Origin of the sequence: Roseovarius sp. Pro17 (assembly GCF_035599575.1) — a bacterium.
Lineage (GTDB): Bacteria > Pseudomonadota > Alphaproteobacteria > Rhodobacterales > Rhodobacteraceae > Roseovarius.
Genome location: NZ_CP141179.1, coordinates 2,353,244 through 2,371,798 on the forward strand (window position 1 = coordinate 2,353,244; position 18,555 = coordinate 2,371,798).

At 62.3% G+C, this 18,555-nt stretch carries 21 protein-coding genes and 1 tRNA gene; 5 read left to right on the forward strand and 17 right to left on the reverse strand.

The genetic code is table 11. The annotated features are described in order from the left end of the window. The first annotated feature begins 16 nt into the window (after nt 1–16). Together U3654_RS11420 and U3654_RS11425 are read left to right on the forward strand one after the other, a co-directional pair. Nucleotides 17–340, forward strand: a complete 324-nt coding sequence (locus tag U3654_RS11420; RefSeq protein WP_324751671.1) for a hypothetical protein — start codon at nt 17–19, stop codon at nt 338–340. Nucleotides 341–603: 263 nt separating this feature from the next. Further along, nucleotides 604–1,047, forward strand: coding sequence for an MmcB family DNA repair protein (locus tag U3654_RS11425; RefSeq protein ID WP_324751672.1), 444 nt, complete (start codon nt 604–606; stop codon nt 1,045–1,047). Between the two features lie 5 nt (nt 1,048–1,052). Here U3654_RS11425 and U3654_RS11430 read toward each other — a convergent pair whose 3' ends face one another. Continuing rightward, the gene (locus U3654_RS11430; protein WP_138933591.1) at nt 1,053–1,235 is read right to left on the reverse strand and encodes a DUF6324 family protein; all 183 of its coding nucleotides are present in this window, start codon (nt 1,233–1,235) and stop codon (nt 1,053–1,055) included. 150 nt (nt 1,236–1,385) lie between these two features. Here U3654_RS11430 and U3654_RS11435 point away from each other — a divergent pair. Then, nucleotides 1,386–1,462 (forward strand) — tRNA-His (locus U3654_RS11435). A gap of 4 nt (nt 1,463–1,466) precedes the next feature. On the opposite strand, the gene U3654_RS11440 is transcribed toward U3654_RS11435, so the two are convergent. Further along, complete coding sequence (locus U3654_RS11440; RefSeq protein ID WP_324751673.1) at nt 1,467–1,778, reverse strand: DUF6476 family protein; 312 nt, start codon at nt 1,776–1,778, stop codon at nt 1,467–1,469. Here U3654_RS11440 and U3654_RS11445 point away from each other — a divergent pair. Both U3654_RS11445 and rpoH read left to right on the forward strand, forming a co-directional pair. Next, entirely contained in the window at nt 1,777–2,826 is a 1,050-nt protein-coding gene (locus U3654_RS11445; protein WP_324751674.1) for an RluA family pseudouridine synthase, read from the forward strand. The two genes, U3654_RS11440 and U3654_RS11445, sit on opposite strands and share 2 nt — an antisense overlap. Nucleotides 2,827–2,971: 145 nt before the next feature. Continuing rightward, the gene (rpoH, locus tag U3654_RS11450) at nt 2,972–3,868 is read left to right on the forward strand and encodes an RNA polymerase sigma factor RpoH (protein ID WP_324751675.1); all 897 of its coding nucleotides are present in this window, start codon (nt 2,972–2,974) and stop codon (nt 3,866–3,868) included. Nucleotides 3,869–3,928: 60 nt separating this feature from the next. Here rpoH and nusB read toward each other — a convergent pair whose 3' ends face one another. The 15 genes from nusB to U3654_RS11525 form a co-directional block, all read right to left on the reverse strand. Continuing rightward, complete coding sequence (nusB, locus tag U3654_RS11455; protein WP_324751676.1) at nt 3,929–4,414, reverse strand: transcription antitermination factor NusB; 486 nt, start codon at nt 4,412–4,414, stop codon at nt 3,929–3,931. Further along, nucleotides 4,411–4,956, reverse strand: coding sequence for a 6,7-dimethyl-8-ribityllumazine synthase (locus U3654_RS11460; protein WP_324751677.1), 546 nt, complete (start codon nt 4,954–4,956; stop codon nt 4,411–4,413). The genes nusB and U3654_RS11460 overlap by 4 nt, the downstream gene beginning before the upstream one ends. 4 nt (nt 4,957–4,960) lie before the next feature. Beyond that, complete coding sequence (ribB, locus tag U3654_RS11465; RefSeq protein ID WP_324751678.1) at nt 4,961–6,094, reverse strand: 3,4-dihydroxy-2-butanone-4-phosphate synthase; 1,134 nt, start codon at nt 6,092–6,094, stop codon at nt 4,961–4,963. Nucleotides 6,095–6,151: 57 nt separating this feature from the next. Next, nucleotides 6,152–7,558, reverse strand: a complete 1,407-nt coding sequence (gene murD, locus U3654_RS11470; RefSeq protein WP_324751679.1) for a UDP-N-acetylmuramoyl-L-alanine--D-glutamate ligase — start codon at nt 7,556–7,558, stop codon at nt 6,152–6,154. Further along, on the reverse strand, nt 7,555–7,899 hold the full coding sequence (locus tag U3654_RS11475) for a hypothetical protein (RefSeq protein ID WP_324751680.1): 345 nt from the start codon (nt 7,897–7,899) through the stop codon (nt 7,555–7,557). Before U3654_RS11475 ends, murD begins: the two co-directional genes overlap by 4 nt. Then, nucleotides 7,899–8,981, reverse strand: a complete 1,083-nt coding sequence (mraY, locus tag U3654_RS11480; RefSeq protein ID WP_324751681.1) for a phospho-N-acetylmuramoyl-pentapeptide-transferase — start codon at nt 8,979–8,981, stop codon at nt 7,899–7,901. Before mraY ends, U3654_RS11475 begins: the two co-directional genes overlap by 1 nt. Beyond that, nucleotides 8,982–10,421, reverse strand: coding sequence for a UDP-N-acetylmuramoyl-tripeptide--D-alanyl-D-alanine ligase (locus U3654_RS11485; protein ID WP_324751682.1), 1,440 nt, complete (start codon nt 10,419–10,421; stop codon nt 8,982–8,984). After that, a complete protein-coding gene (locus U3654_RS11490) occupies nt 10,418–11,917 on the reverse strand; it encodes a UDP-N-acetylmuramoyl-L-alanyl-D-glutamate--2,6-diaminopimelate ligase (protein WP_324751683.1) in 1,500 nt (499 codons plus the stop codon). The genes U3654_RS11485 and U3654_RS11490 overlap by 4 nt, the downstream gene beginning before the upstream one ends. An 11-nt stretch (nt 11,918–11,928) precedes the next feature. Then, nucleotides 11,929–13,728: a penicillin-binding protein 2 gene (locus tag U3654_RS11495; protein WP_324751684.1), complete on the reverse strand. Its 1,800-nt coding sequence runs from the start codon at nt 13,726–13,728 to the stop codon at nt 11,929–11,931. Then, nucleotides 13,725–14,084, reverse strand: coding sequence for a cell division protein FtsL (gene ftsL / locus U3654_RS11500; RefSeq protein ID WP_324751685.1), 360 nt, complete (start codon nt 14,082–14,084; stop codon nt 13,725–13,727). Before ftsL ends, U3654_RS11495 begins: the two co-directional genes overlap by 4 nt. Further along, entirely contained in the window at nt 14,084–15,070 is a 987-nt protein-coding gene (gene rsmH / locus U3654_RS11505; RefSeq protein ID WP_324751686.1) for a 16S rRNA (cytosine(1402)-N(4))-methyltransferase RsmH, read from the reverse strand. Before rsmH ends, ftsL begins: the two co-directional genes overlap by 1 nt. A gap of 3 nt (nt 15,071–15,073) precedes the next feature. After that, entirely contained in the window at nt 15,074–15,577 is a 504-nt protein-coding gene (gene mraZ / locus U3654_RS11510) for a division/cell wall cluster transcriptional repressor MraZ (RefSeq protein WP_324751687.1), read from the reverse strand. A 691-nt stretch (nt 15,578–16,268) separates the two neighbouring features. Then, nucleotides 16,269–16,784 (reverse strand): DinB family protein, encoded by a 516-nt coding sequence (locus U3654_RS11515; protein ID WP_324751688.1) that lies wholly within the window; start codon nt 16,782–16,784, stop codon nt 16,269–16,271. A 97-nt stretch (nt 16,785–16,881) separates the two neighbouring features. After that, nucleotides 16,882–17,121 (reverse strand): DUF2842 domain-containing protein, encoded by a 240-nt coding sequence (locus U3654_RS11520; protein WP_324751689.1) that lies wholly within the window; start codon nt 17,119–17,121, stop codon nt 16,882–16,884. A 39-nt stretch (nt 17,122–17,160) separates the two neighbouring features. Continuing rightward, complete coding sequence (locus U3654_RS11525; protein WP_324751690.1) at nt 17,161–18,456, reverse strand: adenylosuccinate synthase; 1,296 nt, start codon at nt 18,454–18,456, stop codon at nt 17,161–17,163. Nucleotides 18,457–18,555 lie beyond the last annotated feature (99 nt).

Consider the following 18,555-nt stretch of genomic DNA (forward strand, 5'->3'; position numbering starts at 1 on the left):
TATTCGGGGGAAAATCATGCTGCAAACCGTCCGCACCTATATCGGCCACGCGGCCACCGGCTTTGCCATCGCTGCGGCGTTGGTTGCGCTGCTGTTCTGGCTCGACACCGGTCAACTGAAGCAGGTTGTCGCCCTTTCAGGCAGCGTCTGGCTGGCTGCGGCATTGATGTGGCTGGGCGTTGGCGCGGTGTTCACTTGGGTGCAATCTGCGATCACCAAACGGACCGGTCACGACGACGACGATACCGGTCCACGCGGTGGAGGCGGCAGGCGCGGCGATCCGCGTGAGGGCGACATGATTCCAATCCGCGCCGAGGCCCCCATACGCCAAAGGCGCTAGTCTTTCCAAACTTCAAAATGCGAAAAGTGGCGGGCCCGCACGCAACCGTTTGGTTATCTCATTCCCGAGGACCTGTATGTACAGGTGGGCGCCGGTTAACCGGACCAGGGTCCGGACAGAGCCAGCTCCCTCGGAATTGCTTAAGGCCACCGGAATGCAACCGTTCACGAGAAGGGCAGAACCCGCCACTGCTTAACCTAGGTGCGCGCACTGGGTTCGACAAGGGGTTGCGTACGTTCTGCGTTTGTTCATAATTGCACCCTATGCAGGGTAACAGCCCAATTCTCCGTCAGCCCGGTCAGCTATTGGCCCGTGGCGTTTGCCGCCACCTGGCCGAGCTGAACTTTGCTGCGCTTGAGGAATACGCGCCCGAACGGGGCCGTCGCGTCGACGTCATGGCTTTGGGGCCAAAGGGCGAGCTGTGGGTGGTTGAGTGTAAATCCAGCCGCGCCGATTTCATGGCCGACAGTAAATGGCAGGGCTATCTTGATTGGGCCGATCGGTTTTTCTGGGCCGTGGATGCGAATTTTCCGACGGATATCCTGCCCGATCAGACCGGTCTGATCCTAGCCGACAGCTATGGCGCCGAAATAATCCGCATGGCGCCGGAACAGCGCCTTGCCGGCGCGCGGCGCTCTGCCGTCACGCGAAAATTTGCCCGCGACGCGGCGCGACGATTGCTCGGCTGGCGCGATCCGCAGGTATGAGGGGGTCAGGAGGCGGCAGCGCCCTTGGCGGCAGCAAGGATTTCGGCGGCGATTTCCTCGGCCTCTTCCGGCGAGAAATCCATCGGAATCTCGACGCCCTGCGATTCGATGAAAATGCGCACCATGCCTTGATCAGTGGGACCGATCTGCATATTCGCCTCGACGTCGCGTTCGCTGTTGATGCCCATGATCCGGCTCCTTTTGCATAAGGCGACGGGATAGCCCGCCGTGCCCCTGTTGGCAAGGCGCATGCACTATGCGCGCCGCCTGCAAGCACGCCAGTAAACAGGCGTTTTCGGGTTGCAATCGAAGCCGTCCGGCGCTAAATCGCGATCAGTGCCGCCTTAGCTCAGTTGGTTAGAGCGCTTGATTGTGGATCAAGAGGTCCCTGGTTCGAGACCAGGAGGTGGTACCACCCCTCACTCTGACATATCGACGCGGATGATTTGGCGCAGTTGCCCGGTGATCCGATCATAAATCAGAATTTCATCATCTTTGGTGACGACGGCATACCAATCCGCGCCTTGGGTAAAGGCCACCGGCGTCGCGTCGCCGGGCAGCGCAATCGCGTCCGGCAAGCTCACATCTGACCCGCGCGCGAAGCGGGTGACAAAGAGCGCAACGATCACTATGAACCCGATGATCATGGTCGCCGTCAGCGCCGTGACCAACACGCGCAGATATCGCACCATCGCCGGATCGACCGGCTGCATCTGGGGATCATCATTCATGGGCTCGACCTCTCTTACGGTGCGGATCGGTATGGACCCGCCGCTGCGCCTTGACAAGGCGCTGGCCCGCGATGTGCCGGGGGATGCCGCCCTGTCGCGCACCCGCCTTGCCCGGCTGATCAACGAGGGTCAGGTTGCGGTCAATGGCGCGGTGGTGACGGACGCCAAATCGCGCGTGGCCGAGGGCGACGAGGTCAGCATCAAAGTTCCCGCACCCGAGGAAACGCACATCGCACCCGAGGCGATTGCACTGGACATCATGCATGAGGACGACGCCCTGATCGTGGTGAACAAGCCCGCCGGCATGGTCGTCCACCCCGCCCCCGGCACGCCCGGCGGCACGCTGGTCAACGCCCTGTTGCACCATTTCGGCGGCGACCTGTCGGGCGTCGGCGGCATGAAACGTCCCGGCATCGTCCACCGCATCGACAAGGATACCAGCGGCCTTCTGGTCGTGGCCAAATCCGACGCCGCACATCACGGTCTGGCCGAACAGTTCGCCAACCATACCGCGCAGCGCCGCTATCTGGCGCTATGTCACGGCACGCCCGAGGCGTCGGATCCCCGCCTGCGCGGTCTGCGTGGGGTCACGTTCGAGCCGGGCAATATCCTGCGCGTTGCGTCGCACCTCAATCGCCACCGCACGGACCGTCAGAAACAGGCTGTCTGCTGGGCCGGAGGCCGCCACGCTGTCACCCGCGCCCGCACGCTGGAGCGGTTCGGCGCCCCTGCGGCCTGCGCGCTGCTGGAGTGCTGGTTGGAAACCGGGCGCACACATCAGATCCGGGTGCATATGGCCTATGCAGGTCACGGCCTGATCGGTGATCCAGTCTATGGCGCGGGCCGCAAGCTGGCGCAAAAGGCGCTGCCGCCGGTCGGCGCGGCCATGGCGCAAGGCTTTGGCAGGCAGGCACTGCACGCTGCCAGCCTCGGCTTTGTTCACCCCATCAGCGGCGATGAGTTGGCGTTCGAGGCACCGCTACCAGATGATATGGCCCGCCTCATCGCGGCCCTTTCACCAGGTGACGAGACTAGCACAGTTTCGTGATCCCACCGACACACATCTGGCGCGAGGAACGAACCGGGTTCATGGTAGTTTAATCAAAGAATGCAAGAAGCATTGAAAACGGGCGCACAAATGCCCAATTAGATGTTAAGGCCGTAAACATTACGGCATCCGAAGGGGCAATATCATGGCAAATTATGCAAATCTGCCGGCACCGACGCCGGAGGGCGGGCTGAACCGCTATATGCAGGAAATCCGCAAATTCCCGCTGCTTGAGCCGGAAGAAGAATACATGCTGGCCAAACGCTGGGTCGAGCAGGAAGATACCGAGGCCGCGCACCGCATGGTCACGTCTCACTTGCGCCTGGCGGCCAAGATCGCGATGGGCTATCGCGGCTATGGATTGCCGCAGGCCGAGGTGATTTCCGAGGCGAATGTTGGCCTGATGCAGGCCGTCAAACGCTTTGATCCCGAAAGGGGATTCCGCCTTGCGACCTATGCGATGTGGTGGATCCGCGCCAGCATTCAGGAATATATCCTGCGCAGCTGGTCACTGGTCAAACTGGGCACGACATCGGGGCAGAAAAAACTGTTCTTCAACCTGCGCAAGGCCAAAAACAAGATTGGTGCGTTGGAAGAGGGCGATCTGCGCCCTGAAAACGTCAAGAAGATCGCAACCCAACTGGGCGTGACCGAAAAAGAGGTCATCTCAATGAACCGGCGCATGTCGGGGGGTGACGCGTCGCTGAATGCTACTGTCGGTTCCGAAGGCGAAGGGACCATGCAATGGCAGGATTGGCTCGAGGATGAAGATGCCGATCAGGCCACCGATTACGAGGAACGCGACGAACTGCTCGCGCGCCGCGAGATGTTGGCGGACGCGATGGACGTTCTGAATGATCGTGAAAAGGATATCCTGACCCAGCGCCGCCTGAGCGACAAGACAATCACGCTGGAGGAACTGAGCGGACAATACGACGTCAGCCGCGAGCGAATTCGCCAGATTGAGGTGCGTGCGTTCGAAAAGTTGCAAGAGCGGATGCGCAAACTGGCGCAGGAAAAAGGGATGCTGGCCGACGCCTGATTGCAGGCCACACGTAACTTAAACGCCGCGCCATCTGGTGCGGCGTTTTTGCGTGACGCATTAAAATGCCTCGGGTCGCGCCTCGCGCGCCATGTGGTCGAGCACCGCATTGACGAATTTCGGCTCTTTGCCATCGGGGAAAAAGCTGGTGGCGACGTCGACATATTCCGTGATGATAACGCGCGGCGGCGTTTCATCCCCGGTCAGTTCGGCGCCCGCTGCACGAAACAGCGCGCGCAGTGTCGGGTCGATCCGCGCGATGGGCCATTTGGCAACCAACGCGCGGTCAGTCATCTGGTCGATCCGGCGCTGGTCGTCGACCGCGCGGTCCAGCACGGTGCGAAACAGATCCTCGTCACCCTCGATCATGTCCGTCTCGTCATCAACCTCGGCACCAAAGCGGTGATCGAGAAACTCCAGATAGACGGCATTCACGTTCTGATCAGAATGCTCCATCTGAAACAGCGCCTGCACGGCATATAGCCGCGCGGCCGAGCGCATCTTGCGGCGCTGGTTGCCGGAAATGGGGGCGGGTTCAGTCGTCATGCCGTCGGAGTGTCCTTGGATGTGCCCGCGATCTGGATCTCGTCAACGCCGGGGATAAACCCAACGCCCTTGCGCGAAGCGCTCCACTTACGGGTCAGCGCAATTAGATGCAAGGCAGCAGCGGCGGCCCCTGCCCCTTTGTTCATGCGCTTAAGGTCGGCGCGCACCTCGGCCTGCTCGCGGTTCTCGACCGTCAGGATGCCATTACCGATGCAAATGCCCCGAAGGCCCAGCAGTGTGATGGCACGGCTGGAATCGTTGCAGACCGTTTCGTAATGCGTCGTCTCGCCGCGAATGACGCAGCCAAGCGCGACATAGCCGTCAAAATTGCTCAGCCGCTCGGCGATGCCGATGGCGGTGGCCAGTTCCAGCGCGCCTGGCACTTCGATGATGTCACAGGTCGCGCCTGTCGCTTCGATTTCGGCTTTGGCACCTGCAATCAGGTTGTCGGCGATCTCGCGATGGAACGGCGCGACTGCGATCAGCAGTTTCGCGGGCTTGTCCAATTCCGCGCGCGGCATAGTGTATTCGCTGTCTGCCATGAATCTATCCGATCTTCAGGGGGCGGGTGCCGATAATGCTGATGCCATAGGCATCAAGCCCCAGATACCGCGTGTCGGGATTATCGGTCAGCAGGATAAGCTGATGGATGCCCATGGTCGACATGATCTGCGCGCCAAGGCCGGTGTTCTTGATCGTGCGAGGACCATCCTCGTCCAGTTCCTGGGCCAATTCAGGACGCGGCTGGCGGAACAGGAAAATCGCGCCGCGCCCTGCCTCGGCGATGATCTGCATGGCGCTGCGTAGTTTGCCCGCAGGGGCGCCGCCGATGCCCAGCACGTCCTCCAGCGCGTTCAACGCGTGGGTGCGGGCCAAGATGGGCGCGCCGTCGTCCAGGTCGCCCTTGACCAGCACGACATGCTCGGTCCCGGTGATCTCATCGGCGAAAATGCGCATCTCCCAAGTGCCGCCGACATGCGCCTCGACAGTTTCGCGGCGCACTTCGCGCACGAGGTTGTCATGCTTATGCCGGTAGGCGATCAGATCGCTGATCGTACCGATTTTCAGCCCATGTTCGCGGGCAAATTCGATCAGATCGGGCAGTCGCGCCATGGTGCCGTCGGCCTTCATGATCTCGCAGATGACGCCAGCGGGGTTCAGCCCGGCAAGGCGTGCGATGTCCACCGCCGCCTCAGTATGGCCCGCGCGCACCAGCACGCCGCCAGTACGCGCGCGCAGCGGAAAGATGTGGCCGGGTGTCGCCAGCGCCGCCATCGTGTTTTGCTCATTGATGGCGGTGGCGACGGTATGTGCGCGGTCGGGGGCGGAAATGCCGGTGGACACGCCCTCGCGCGCCTCGATCGAGACGGTGAACGGCGTTTCGTGCCGGGACGAGTTATTGACCGCCATCATCGGCAGGCCCAGGCGGTCCACCCGTTCGGCCGTCATCGGCAGACAGATCAATCCGCGCCCGTGCGTCGCCATGAAATTTATCGCTTCGGGCGTGGCAAATTCGGCGGCGACCACCAGATCGCCTTCGTTCTCGCGGTCCTCGTGGTCGACAAGGATGAACAATCGGCCTGCGCGCGCCTCTTCGATGATTTCGGAGGTGGGCGACATGGCCGCGCCAAGACCCGATTCAACCGGGCCGGGCGTGCTGTAGGCTTTGCTTTCGGGCATTGGACCCCTCGCGTTTTTGGCAGCGTCATTTGCCGCCCCAGATAGCGCGCAGCGGCGCTATTGACCAGAGGCGAGTGCGGCAGTGACGCAGGCGGCGAAATCGTCTCCGCGCGTCTCAAAGCTGTCGTACTGATCGAAACTGGCTGCGGCGGGTGCCAACAGAACCGTATCGCCCGGCTGTGCGTCGCCGTGCGCCCGGCGTACAGCCTCGGCCATTGTGGTGCAGATTTCCGCATCAATGCCCAGATGCAGCGCGAATTGCGCAGCCTCGCGGCCAATGACATAGGCGCGCGCGACATTGTCCAATGCAGGGGCAAGCACGTCCAGTCCGCCTTCCTTTTCCAGCCCGCCACAGATCCAACGGATATTCGTAAACGCCTGCAATGCTTTGAGCGCGCTGTCGACGTTCGTGGCCTTGCTGTCATTGACGTAGGTGACGCCATTCGCCTCGGCAACGATCTGGCTGCGGTGGGGCAGGCCCGGATAGCTGTGCATCGCGTCCTCGATGACGCGGGGCGCGAGGCCCATGGACCGGCAGGCCGCATAAGCGGCGCAGGCATTCTGGTGATTATGCGCACCAGGCAGGCCCTTGATAGGGCGCAAATCAATGCTGCCCGCCTGACGCCCCTTGCGATATTCGCTAAGGAACCCCTTGCGCGAAAAGACCTGCCAGCCGGGGCCAGTCAGCTTTTCAGTGACAGAGATGCGGATGACGCGATCATCCCCCGCTCCCTCGCTGAGTTGCCCAGCCAGAAACCGCCCCTCGGCCTCGTCCACACCAATAATGGCGCGGTCAGGGCCACCCTCGGCGAAAAGGCGGCGCTTGGCCGCGAAATAACCGCCAAGGCCGGCGTGGCGGTCGAGGTGGTCGGGGCTGAAATTCGTGAAAACCGCGATGTCGGGCGTCAAGGCGCGGGCCAGTTCGGTCTGATAGCTGGATAGCTCCAGCACGACGGCGCCGCCATCCTTAGGCGGGTCAATGTCCAGCACACCGCGCCCGATATTGCCTGCCAGTTGCGCATTGCGGCCCGCCTCGGTCAGGATGTGATGAATCAGCGCGCAGGTCGTCGATTTCCCATTCGATCCGGTGACGCAGATCACGCGCGGTGGCTGCTCAAAATCGTTCCAGTCGCCCGACGCGAACGAGCGGAAGAAGAGGCCGATATCGTTGTCCACTGGCACGCCCGCCACCTGCGCAGCGGCGACGACGCGGTTCGGTGCAGGGTAGAGGTGCGGGATACCGGGGCTGACGATCAGGCTGGCGATGCCGTGGAATGCGCCGTCCTTGGACAGGTCCAGCACCTCGAAGCCATACTCTTCCGCCTTGGCGCGCGCGGCCTCGTTATCGTCCCAGCATATCGGAATCGCGCCGCCCGCCTCAAGGCTACGGGCCGCCGAAAGGCCCGACCGGCCAAGACCGAGGACCGCGACCCGCAAACCGTCGTATCCCTGAACCGGTATCATAGAGGGGGCGTCCAGAAGTAGGCGCGAATGGCCGACATCATAGTCATATGAATTGACAGAATCATACCGGCCAATACTGCCAGCACCAAGATGCGAAGCATCCACAGTCCAATCCCGGACGCGACAAAATCACCTGCGATCAACGCACCCTCGCGCATGGTCAATCCGGCAAGTGTCAACGCCATCAGCGCGAATCCGGCCACACCGAACATTGCACCGATACGCAGCCCTATCCCGTCGACATTCTGCGACAAGATGCCGGCAGCAGCGGCAAGTGCATACATCGCAACATACGACAGCAAACCAGACGTCAGGCGGCGAAAACGCTCGGTCCGGTCCATCACCGCACCTTCAACGTCGCCAGCCCGATCATCGCCAGAATCAGCGCGATGATCCAGAAACGGATGACGATCTGCGGTTCGGACCAGCCCCTTTTTTCGTAATGGTGGTGGATCGGGGCCATCAGGAACACGCGCTTGCCGGTGCGTTTGAAATAGAGCACCTGAATGATGACGCTGAGCGCCTCGACCACGAACAAACCGCCGACAATGGCCAGCACAATCTCGTGCTTGGTGGCCACGGCAATCGCGCCCAGTGCACCGCCAAGGGCCAGTGAGCCGGTGTCGCCCATGAACACGGCGGCAGGCGGGGCGTTATACCAAAGGAACCCGAGGCCACCGCCCACGAGGCCGGCGACAAAGATCATGATCTCGCCGGTGCCTTCGACGTAATGCACGTCCAGATACTCGGTGAAATCGGTGCGCCCGACCACATAGGCGATCACGCCTAACGCGGACGCGGCGATCATCACAGGCATGATCGCGAGGCCGTCGAGGCCATCGGTCAGGTTCACCGCGTTAGCCGCACCAACGATCACGATCATCGCGAAGGGGACAAAGAAAAATCCGAGGTTGATCAGCGTATTCTTGAACACTGGCAGCGCCAGTTGGTATTGCAAGGCCTCCGGATGGTAGGCCGCCGCCCAATAGGCCGCGATCCCTGCAATCACAAACCCGAGGGCCAGCCGCACCTTGCCCGGCACCCCGTCATGGTGCTGCTTGGATACCTTGGCGTAGTCGTCCGCGAACCCGATGGTGCCGAACGCCATGGTGACAAAGAGCACGATCCAGATGAATGGATTGTCCAGCCGCGCCCAGAGCAAGGTGGATGTAAGCAGCGCACCGACGATCAGCAGACCGCCCATCGTGGGCGTGCCCGCCTTGATGAAATGCCCCTCGGGGCCGTCGGTACGGATCGGTTGCCCCTTGCCCTGCCGCTTGCGCAGCACGTTGATCAGGGGCAAGCCAAAGATAAAGCCAAAAGTCAGTGCCGTCAGGAACGCACCCCCGGTGCGGAACGTGATATACCGGAACAGGTTAAAGAAATCGCCGCCATCGGACAAAGCGGTGAGCCAGTATAACATTCAATCATCCCTTGTCTGGAGGCGGCTGTCGCGCCCCGGTTTGCGCAGAGCGTCGACGATCGCGCTCACCTTGCTGCCCTTTGATCCCTTGATCAGCAGCACATCGCCCGCATCTATCACGCCATGAACCTTAAGCGCCAGCGATGCTGCGTCTTCGCTCCAGATCCCGCGCTGAGCGCGTGGCAGCGCCTCCCAGAGGGCGCGCATTCTGGGGCCGACACAGTGGACGGTGGTCAACTGCGCCATATGCGGAAGGTCGGCCAGCGCGCGGTGCATGTCCGCCTCACCCTCGCCCAGTTCCAGCATGTCGCCGAGGATCGCGATGCGCCGCCCCTTGGCAATGCGTCCGATATTGTCGCGCGGGTTGCTGGCGGCCAGCACTTCGATTGCGGCGGCCATTGAGGTCGGATTGGCGTTAAAGGCGTCGTCGATCAGATCCAGCGTCCAGTCTTCGTCACCCGAATCCAGCTCCAGCACCTCTCGCGTGCCGCGCCCGGCAGGCGGGCGCCACCGCGCCAGATCCGGCGCGGCAAGGCCGGTATCGCCACCCAGCGCCTCGACTGCGGCCAGCACACCAAGGCCGTTCATAGCAAAATGGCGCCCGGCTGAGAGAATCTTGAATATGACAGGGCCGTCGGGCAGATCCGCGCACACCATGGTGCGGTCGTCGCCCAGTTGCACGCTGCGCAGGCGATACATATCACTGTTCTCGCCAAAGGTGGCGATCTGCGCATTTGCTGCGCGCGCCGCCTCCAACAGAATCGGCGTCGTCGCCAGATCGGCGTTGATCACGGCGGTGCCATCCGGCTCAAGCCCCTCAAAGATCGCGGCCTTTTCGTGCGCGATCCCCTCGATATTCTCGAACGCCTCCAGATGCGCAGCCGCGATGGTGGTGATCATTGCCACATGCGGGCGGGCAAGGCGGGCCAGTGGAGCAATCTCACCGGGGTGGTTCATGCCGATCTCGATCACGGCGAATTCGGTGCCCTGAGGCATCCGTGCCAATGTCAGCGGCACGCCCCAATGATTGTTGTAGCTGGCCTCGGCGGCATGGGTGCGACCCTGCCCCGAGAGGACATCGCGCAACATTTCCTTGGTCGAGGTCTTGCCGACCGATCCGGTGACGGCGATGACTTTGGCCCCTGTTCGCGCCCGACCAGCGCGGCCCAGCGCCTCCAGCGCCTCCAGCACATCGGGCACGATCAGCAGCGGCGCATCCGGTGCGACGCCCTCGGGAACGTGGCTGACCACTGCCGCTGCCGCGCCGTTGTCCAGCGCTTGGGCGACAAAATCATGCCCATCACGCTCGGCCTTGAGCGCGACGAACAGATCGCCGGACCGTATGGTGCGCGTGTCGATGGAAACGCCATTCGCCTGCCAATCGCCCTGCGCCTGTCCGCCGGTCGCGGCGGCGGCATCGGCGGCGCTCCAAAGGCTCATGCGCCCTCCCCCGTCTCTGCGGCGTCCAGTGCCATGACCGCAACGCTGGCCTGCTCGACATCATCGAACGGCAGCACATCACTGCCGACCGTCTGGCCCGTCTCATGCCCCTTACCGAGGATCAACAGCGCGTCGCCCGGCCCAAGTGCGTCGACACCTCGCAGGATCGCCTCGGCGCGGTCGCCGACATTCGAGGCATCCGGACACCCCTCCATCACGGCGGCGCGGATGGAGGCGGGATTTTCGCTGCGCGGGTTGTCGTCGGTAACGATAACGAGGTCGGCATCCGCGGCGGCTGCCTGCCCCATCAGCGGACGCTTGCCCGGATCGCGGTCGCCCCCGGCCCCGATAATGGCGACGAGGCGGCCCATAACATGCGGGCGCAGTGCCTTGATCGCGGTCGAGACGGCATCGGGCGTATGCGCGAAATCGACGAATACCGCCGCGCCATTGCGGCGAGTCGCGGCCAGTTGCATCCGGCCCCTCACCGTCTCCATTTCCGGCAGCGCCTGAAACACGCGCGACGCGTCGGCGCCTGCGCCAATCACGAGGCCAGCGGCGACCAGCAGGTTTTCGCCTTGAAAGCCGCCGATCAGCGGCAAGTCGATCTGATGCACGTCGTCCAGCCAGGAAAATCGCAGGCTTTGCCCCGTGGGATTGAACCGCTGACCCAAGAGGCGCAGTTGTGCGTCGCCATGGCGACCCACCCGCAGCACATCCTGCCCGCGCGCCTCAGCCAGATCGGCGATATCAGCGCCGCGTGGGTCGTCCATGTTGACGACGGCCACGCCGCCCTCTGGCAGAACGCGCGCGAAAAGCCCCGCCTTGGCGTTGAAATACGCCTCGAATGTCTGGTGGTAGTCCAGATGATCCTGCGTGAAATTGGTAAACGCCGCCGCAACCAACTGCACACCATCAAGACGGCGCTGATCCAGCCCGTGGCTGGACGCCTCCATCGCCGCGTGGGTTACGCCCGCCTCTGCCGCCTCGGCCAGAACGCGGTGCAATGTGATGGCATCGGGCGTGGTGTGGGCCAGAGGCGCGGCATAACTGCCCTCGACACCGGTGGTGCCGACATTGATCGCCTCCAGCCCCATCGCCTGCCATATCTGGCGGGCAAAGCTGGCGACCGACGTCTTGCCGTTGGTCCCGGTGACAGCCACCATCACTTCGGGTTGTGCGCCAAACCAGAGGGCTGCGGCACAAGACAGCGCGGCGCGCGCGTCCTCGGTCACGACCAGCGCCGCGTCCGAGGCGGCCAGCACATCCGCCGCGACTCGCGCGCCCTCGGCATCCGTCAGGATCGCCGCCGCGCCCATGCGCAGCGCATATTGGATGAACTCGCCCCCATGCACGCGGCTGCCGGGTAGCGCGGCGAACAGGGTGCCATCCTTGACCTGCCGACTGTCGATAGCCAGCCCCGTCACGCGTGCCTGTGCGCCGCCCTTGGCCGCCAGGCCCAGCTCTGCCAATGTCTTTGCCTGCCCCGCACTCATGTCCGCCCCGCTCAGTCGCCGTTTTGCATTGATACCTGCGTTATATCAGCCAATGGCGTCTGTTCAATCGCAGGCCTGAGGCCCAGCAGTGGCGCGACGCGCGCGACGATTTCCGACGCGATGGGGACAGCCGTCCAACCCGCCGTGCGGCGCGGCTTATCGCCGGACGTCTCGACCGGCTCGTCCAGCGCGACGATCAGCACGTATTTCGGATCATCCGCCGGGAACATTGACGCAAAAGTGGCGATCACCTTGTCTTTATAGTAACCGCCGCCCTTTTCCTTGGGCTTGTCCGCCGTCCCGGTCTTGCCGCCCACGGCATAGCCGGGCACGTCGCCCATGCTGGCCGTGCCATCGGTCACGACCGCGCGCAGCATCTTGCGCAATTCGCGCGCGACGGCGGCAGACATGATGCGCTCGCCCTGCTGCGGGCCAGCTTGTTTAAGCAACGTCGGGCGCACGTACCGCCCGCCATTGGCGATGGCGGCATAGCCTGCGGCCAGATGCAGCGGGCTGGACGAGAGGCCATGACCATAAGAGATCGTGACGGTCGAGAGGTCCGTCCACCGTTTGGGCAAAAGGGGCTTACCACCGCCCGCCTCAACCATCTCGAATTCGACCGGCTTGAAAAAACCGAGCGATTTCAGAAAATCTTGCTGCCGCGCCGGTCCGATCTGAAGCGCGATGCGTCCCGTGCCCCGGTTAGAGCTGTGCACAATGACGTCCGAAACGCTGATCTTGCCGTAATTTTTGTTGTTAAACTCACCAATGCGGTGCCCGCCGACGCGCATCGGCCCGGCCGTGTCGATGATCGTGCCGGGATTGACCAGACCCAACTGCAACCCCTGTGCGACCGCGAAAATCTTGAAGGTCGAGCCCAGCTCATAAACCCCTTGAACAGCGCGGTTGAACAGCGGGCTGTCGGCGGCATTGCCCTGCACCAGTGGCCGGGGACGGTCATTGGGGTCAAAATCTGGCAATGAGGCGATCGAGATCACCTCGCCGGTCTGCACATCCATCAGCACGGCGGCGGCGCCCTTGGCGTTCATTATGCTCATGCCGCCCTGCAACACCCGCTCGACCGCGGCCTGCACCGAGAGGTCCAGCGACAGCGTCAGCGGCTGGTGATTCTGCGCCGGATCGCGCAGGCGCGCGTCATGGAATTTCTCAATTCCCGCAACGCCAATTACCTCGGCCGCATGAACGCCCTCGCGCCCAAAGCCTGCTCCGCCCAGCACATGCGCGGCCAACCTGCCGTTGGGATAAAGGCGCATCTCGCGCGGGCCAAAGAGCAAGCCCGGCTCACCCAGATCATGCACGGCCTGCATCTGTTCAGGGCTGATTTTCTTTTTTACCCACACAAACTTGCGCTTGCCGGTGAAATCCTTCAGCAGGCGATCCTCTTTCAGATCAGCAAAAATCGCCACCAACCCCTTGGCCGTCTTTTCCGGTTCAATCATCTGCTGGGGCTGCGCATACAGGCTGTGCGTGTCGAAATTCGTCGCCAATATGCGCCCGTTCCTGTCGACGATATCGGCCCGCTGCGCGAGGATCTGCGCACCCGCCGCGCTGGTACGCGGCTCGGCCGGTTCGGTCTGGGCCAGGATACCCATGCGCAATCCGATCACGCCGAACGCGCAGAAAAACGTCGCACCCAACACCAGCAGCCGCCCCTCGGCGCGGCGGCGTGCCTTGTCGCGCATCGCCTCGTGGCGCAGGCGGATATTCTCGCGCTCGATAGCATCAGGGTTTTCGCCCTTGGCGCGGGCGGGGAGGATTCGTGCCAGCGGGCGTAGCGGTGTGCGGATCATTGGCCCGTCTCCTCTTCCGATTGATTTGTCACGGCGACCGAGCCCGAAAAATCGAAACGCAAATCCACCTCGGGCGGGTAATCCACTTGATCAATGCGCCCGAATTGCTGCGCCTCCAGCGGCATCAGCTGCAGGCGGTCAAAGTTGATATCCGCCAACTCGCGCAGGCGCGCGGGCCGGTTGAGATAGGCCCATTCGGCATTGAGCACGCGCAGACGCTGACGGGCGGTCGCGATTTGCCCCTCCAACCGCTCAGCATGGCTGATGGAAGCCTGCGTGCGGTAGTTTTCGTAATACGCCCAATAGGCCAATCCGATCACCGCCAATGCACTGATAACGTAGAAAAAGCTTCGCATCACTTACCCCCTTTGAGCAGCGGCATTCCCATTGCCTTGCGGTCCGTCACACCCGGCGCGGCATCGGTGCGTATCGCCACGCGCAATTTTGCGCTGCGGCTGCGCGGGTTTGCCGCCAGTTCTGCGTCATCGGCCGTGATCGCCTTGCGACTAGCCAGTGTGAACTGGCGCGCCTGCTCGGCTTGCACCGGCGCATGACGGCTGCCGCCGCCGCCGCCGTCCGAGCGATCCTGCAAGAAGCGTTTGACCATGCGGTCCTCGATTGAATGAAAGGTGACGACGGCCAGCGCACCGCCGGGTTTCAAGGCGCGCTCAGCCGCCTCAAGCCCGCCGATCAGCTCACCGTATTCGTCGTTCACGGCAATGCGGATCGCCTGAAAACTGCGGGTGGCGGGATGCGCCTGCCCCGGCTTACTCCGTGGCAGGCATTTCTCGACGATCTCGGCCAGTTGCAGGGTGCTGACGATAGGCACCTCGGCGCGTTTTTTCACGATTGCCTTGGCGATCCGGCGGCTCGCCCGCTCTTCGCCGTAAAGGTATAGAATATCGGCCAACTCGCCCTCGTCGGCAGCATTGACCAGATCGGCAGCCGAAGGGCCATCCTGGCTCATCCGCATATCCAATGGCCCATCGCGCATAAAGGAAAAGCCGCGCTGCGCCTGATCCAACTGCATCGAGCTCACGCCAAGGTCCAGCACGATGCCGTCCAAATCCTGCGCATAATTGTCCAGATGTGAAAAAACGCCCTCGACCAGTTCGACCCGATCGCCATAAGGCGCGGCCCAACCAGCGGCCATTTCCAGCGCCGCCGGGTCACGATCAACGCCGATCACCTTCTGCGCGCCCGCCTCCAGCAGCGCGCGCGCGTATCCACCTGCGCCCAGCGTACCGTCCAGCCATGTGCCGGAAATAGGCGCTGCGGCCGCGATCAGCGGCGCGATCAGGACGGGTATGTGAGGGGGTGTGTCAGGGGTAGCAGCGGACATCGCCTATTCCCCCTTGGCGCCATCCAGCAGGATGAGCGGATCGAAATCATCCGGCTGCTCGTCCAGCCATTCTTCGGTCTCGGCGGCCTCATAGGTCTCGTATGTCTCGGGCTTCCAGATCTGAAACGTATCGCCGGCGGCGATGAAAAACGCCTCATTCTCCAGCCCGATCTTGGCGCGCAACTTGGCGGGCAGCACAAGGCGCCCGGTCTCGTCCACCGTCGTCGGAAAGGATTGGCCATGAAACAGGCGCTGAAGGATCTTGCGATCTTTCGAGCCGCGCGGCAGTGCATCGATCTTGTCGTCCACCTCTCCGATGGCCTCGACCGTGTAGCATTCCAGATAATTGCGACGATGATCGCCATAGACGATGACCAACTCGGGCGCGAGGCCATCAGTCCAGTTGGGATCAGACGCCTCGATCACACGGCGAAAAAGGGCGGGGATCGAAACCCTACCCTTCGTATCCACCTTGTGGTGGCTTTCACCTCTGAACCTGCGTGCCACGTCTGCGGCCCCTTGCCCTGCCTCGGTTTTTCGTCAAGTCCGTTAAAACTTGACCTAGAAATGAAAACGACGGATTGAGCGGCTGCCACTGCTCAATCCGTCGCCCTCGTCCCGCATCTGCGGGGCTGTCCAGCTACGCGCGCCACCTGGGGGGATGTCTGCTCGCTGCGCGCCGGATCTCGTCGTTTTGGATGAAGGCGGGTGCCTGTATGAAACCTGACTTTGGTTATTATTAAGCGGGATCGTTTAGCGTCCCTTGTCTTCGTTCCGTCCTCATCACGCTTATAGGGATGCCATGGGAAATCATGGGACGCAACAAAAAAATGCACTCAAAAACCACTGCATGTAGTTATCCACAGGAGTACAAAACAAGATCATGTGACACAGGATTGTGATAAATCGCACAACCTAGCAATGCATTGAGCGAAACACACCACATCTTGTGGAACTAATAGTGACCCAATTATTTCCCCTAAAATCCCAAAATACTCAGCCTCACGGCGTGACTCATTCAGTCACCCAACCTTCAGACGGGCAATTCGATCTGAAATTTTCGGAATTTACCTAGGATTCGGACCAGATTCGGGGGTTCGAGTCGGCATAATCGACCCCGCGACCCTTGATTGCGCTGAACGGCGACGAAAGTGTCCCACGATTTCCCATGACCACACACGTCTGGCGGTCCCCAAGATCAAAGACCGATATCGTCCGGCATGAAGACCACGTCAGTCGGCCCCGGCCGCGCGCCTGCGGCGGTTAGCATCGCATGAATCTGCCCGCGATGGTGTGTCTGATGATTGAAGAGTTGCAGAACACACATTCCCATGGGCTGCGTCATGTTTCGCCCCGATGCACCGGAATACCAGGACAGATCGCCCGACAACTCTTCGGGCTCCAGCCGGTCGGCCCAGCCCAATATGCGCCGGTCGGTCTGCGCCCGCGCCGTGAGGTAGCTGGCCCATTCAGGCAGCAAATCGCCACTGGTGTCGATCCCGCCCACAGGCACAGCGCCGCCGTCAAAACGCGACATCCACATCATGTCGCCCCACAGCAGATGATTGAACGTGCGCGCGATAGAGCCAAAGAATGCGCCCCGGTCCAGCCGTCGCGCGGCCCCGTCCAGCGTTGCGGCAGCACTCAGAAGCGATCCGTTCTGCCACAGGTTATAACGCGCCATCAGCGCACAATAAGACGTCGTCACGATCATGGCAGTCCCCCGGCAGGAATAGCAGGCCCTATGCGCCCACACTCTACCTTACGCTACCAGTGCTTTTTCTTGGAATAAATATCCAAATTTCGCCAGCTCAGCGCAGATCATCGTCTAGGTGGGGGGCGTCGGGATCGGCTTGGCCGATGCCGAGAAACACGAATTTCAGCGGCACCATCCAGACAAAGCCCAGCGTGACATAGATGACAAAGTTCACCCAACCTGGCAGGTCCGGCAGCCAAGCGATCAGGCTGATCACTGCCACGACATAAGCCGGCAGGCCGATCAGCAGGATCACCAGCGACCAGCGCCGCCTTGCTTTGTAACTCAACGTCATACTCGCCTCCGGCTAAGTGCCATCTTCGTATCCCTAAGATCAGTCAGCGAAGGGATCGGTTACCAGAACCGTATCCTCACGCTCGGGCGAGGTCGACAGCATCGCGACGGGGCATTCGATTAGCTCCTCGACGCGGCGCACATATTTGATCGCACCTGCGGGCAACTCGGCCCAACTGCGCGCGCCTTCGGTCGACTCGGACCAACCGGGCATTTCCTCGTAGATCGGCTTGCAGCGCCATTGTTGATCAGAGGCGGTCGGCAGATAGTCCAACTTTTTGCCGTCCAGCTCATAGCCTGTGCAGATGCGCAGGGTCTCAAACCCGTCCAGAACGTCCAGCTTGGTCAGCGCGATCCCCTTGACGCCTGAGGTTGCGCAAGTTTGGCGCACGAGGGCCGCATCGAACCACCCACAACGCCGCTTGCGCCCCGTGACGGTGCCGAATTCGCGGCCCCGCTCGCCCAATCTCTGGCCGTCATCGTCGTCCAACTCGGTCGGGAACGGCCCCTCGCCGACGCGGGTGGTGTAGGCCTTGACGATGCCCAGTACATAGTTGATCGCGCTGGGGCCGACGCCAACGCCCGTTGCCGCCTGCCCCGCGATCACGTTGGACGACGTAACGAAAGGATAGGTGCCGAAATCGATATCCAGCAGCGCGCCCTGTGCCCCCTCAAAGAGGATGCGCTTGCCTGCCTTGCGCTTGTCGTTCAGCACCTTCCACACCGGCGCCGCGTATTGCAGGATCTCCGGCGCAATATCTTTTAGTTGCTGGACCAGCGCGTCTCGGTCGATCGCCTCGATCCCCAACCCCTTGCGCAGTGGATCGTGATGCTGCAGCGCGCGGTCCACCCGCGCCTCCAGCGTCGCCATATCCGCCAGATCGGCCACCCGGACCGAACGGCGCCCGACCTTGTCCTCATAGGCGGGGCCGATACCGCGCCCAGTAGTGCCGATCTTGGTGCCTTTGCAGGCCGCCTCTTCGCGGGCGCGGTCCAGCTCGCCGTGGATCGGCAGGATCAGCGGAGTGTTTTCGGCGATCATCAGCGTCTCGGGGGATATCTCGACCCCCTGTTCGCGAATCTTGGCGATCTCGTTGACCAGATGCCATGGGTCCAGCACCACGCCGTTGCCGATCACGCTCAGCTTGCCACCGCGCACCACGCCCGAGGGCAGCGCGTTCAGCTTATAGACCTTGCCATCAACGACCAGCGTGTGACCGGCGTTATGTCCGCCCTGAAAACGCGCGATTACATCGGCCCGCTCGCTAAGCCAGTCAACGATCTTGCCTTTGCCTTCGTCGCCCCACTGGGCGCCCACGACGACTACGTTTGCCATGCCGGACCTCATATCTCTTTGGTAAAACCCGCGCCGGTATAGCCGTGCGCGGCGGGGGGCGAAACCTCTAAATCCGGGCGCGACCACTGGACAGGCGGC

Bases quoted from the DNA above. Each gene is read 5' to 3' on its own strand.
- U3654_RS11440 (WP_324751673.1), bottom strand. From the start codon at position 1,778: ATGAATGATGATCCCCAGATGCAGCCGGTCGATCCGGCGATGGTGCGA.
- U3654_RS11485 (WP_324751682.1), bottom strand. From the start codon at position 10,421: ATGAGCCTTTGGAGCGCCGCCGATGCCGCCGCCGCGACCGGCGGACAG.
- U3654_RS11445 (WP_324751674.1), top strand. From the start codon at position 1,777: ATGGGCTCGACCTCTCTTACGGTGCGGATCGGTATGGACCCGCCGCTG.
- U3654_RS11495 (WP_324751684.1), bottom strand. From the start codon at position 13,728: ATGATCCGCACACCGCTACGCCCGCTGGCACGAATCCTCCCCGCCCGC.
- mraY (WP_324751681.1), bottom strand. From the start codon at position 8,981: ATGTTATACTGGCTCACCGCTTTGTCCGATGGCGGCGATTTCTTTAAC.
- nusB (WP_324751676.1), bottom strand. From the start codon at position 4,414: ATGACGACTGAACCCGCCCCCATTTCCGGCAACCAGCGCCGCAAGATG.
- ftsL (WP_324751685.1), bottom strand. From the start codon at position 14,084: ATGCGAAGCTTTTTCTACGTTATCAGTGCATTGGCGGTGATCGGATTG.
- U3654_RS11490 (WP_324751683.1), bottom strand. From the start codon at position 11,917: ATGAGTGCGGGGCAGGCAAAGACATTGGCAGAGCTGGGCCTGGCGGCC.
- U3654_RS11520 (WP_324751689.1), bottom strand. From the start codon at position 17,121: ATGACGTTGAGTTACAAAGCAAGGCGGCGCTGGTCGCTGGTGATCCTG.
- ribB (WP_324751678.1), bottom strand. From the start codon at position 6,094: ATGCCCGAAAGCAAAGCCTACAGCACGCCCGGCCCGGTTGAATCGGGT.
- murD (WP_324751679.1), bottom strand. From the start codon at position 7,558: ATGATACCGGTTCAGGGATACGACGGTTTGCGGGTCGCGGTCCTCGGT.
- U3654_RS11430 (WP_138933591.1), bottom strand. From the start codon at position 1,235: ATGGGCATCAACAGCGAACGCGACGTCGAGGCGAATATGCAGATCGGT.
- U3654_RS11420 (WP_324751671.1), top strand. From the start codon at position 17: ATGCTGCAAACCGTCCGCACCTATATCGGCCACGCGGCCACCGGCTTT.
- U3654_RS11425 (WP_324751672.1), top strand. From the start codon at position 604: ATGCAGGGTAACAGCCCAATTCTCCGTCAGCCCGGTCAGCTATTGGCC.
- rpoH (WP_324751675.1), top strand. From the start codon at position 2,972: ATGGCAAATTATGCAAATCTGCCGGCACCGACGCCGGAGGGCGGGCTG.
- U3654_RS11475 (WP_324751680.1), bottom strand. From the start codon at position 7,899: ATGGACCGGACCGAGCGTTTTCGCCGCCTGACGTCTGGTTTGCTGTCG.
- rsmH (WP_324751686.1), bottom strand. From the start codon at position 15,070: ATGTCCGCTGCTACCCCTGACACACCCCCTCACATACCCGTCCTGATC.
- U3654_RS11525 (WP_324751690.1), bottom strand. From the start codon at position 18,456: ATGGCAAACGTAGTCGTCGTGGGCGCCCAGTGGGGCGACGAAGGCAAA.
- U3654_RS11460 (WP_324751677.1), bottom strand. From the start codon at position 4,956: ATGGCAGACAGCGAATACACTATGCCGCGCGCGGAATTGGACAAGCCC.
- U3654_RS11515 (WP_324751688.1), bottom strand. From the start codon at position 16,784: ATGATCGTGACGACGTCTTATTGTGCGCTGATGGCGCGTTATAACCTG.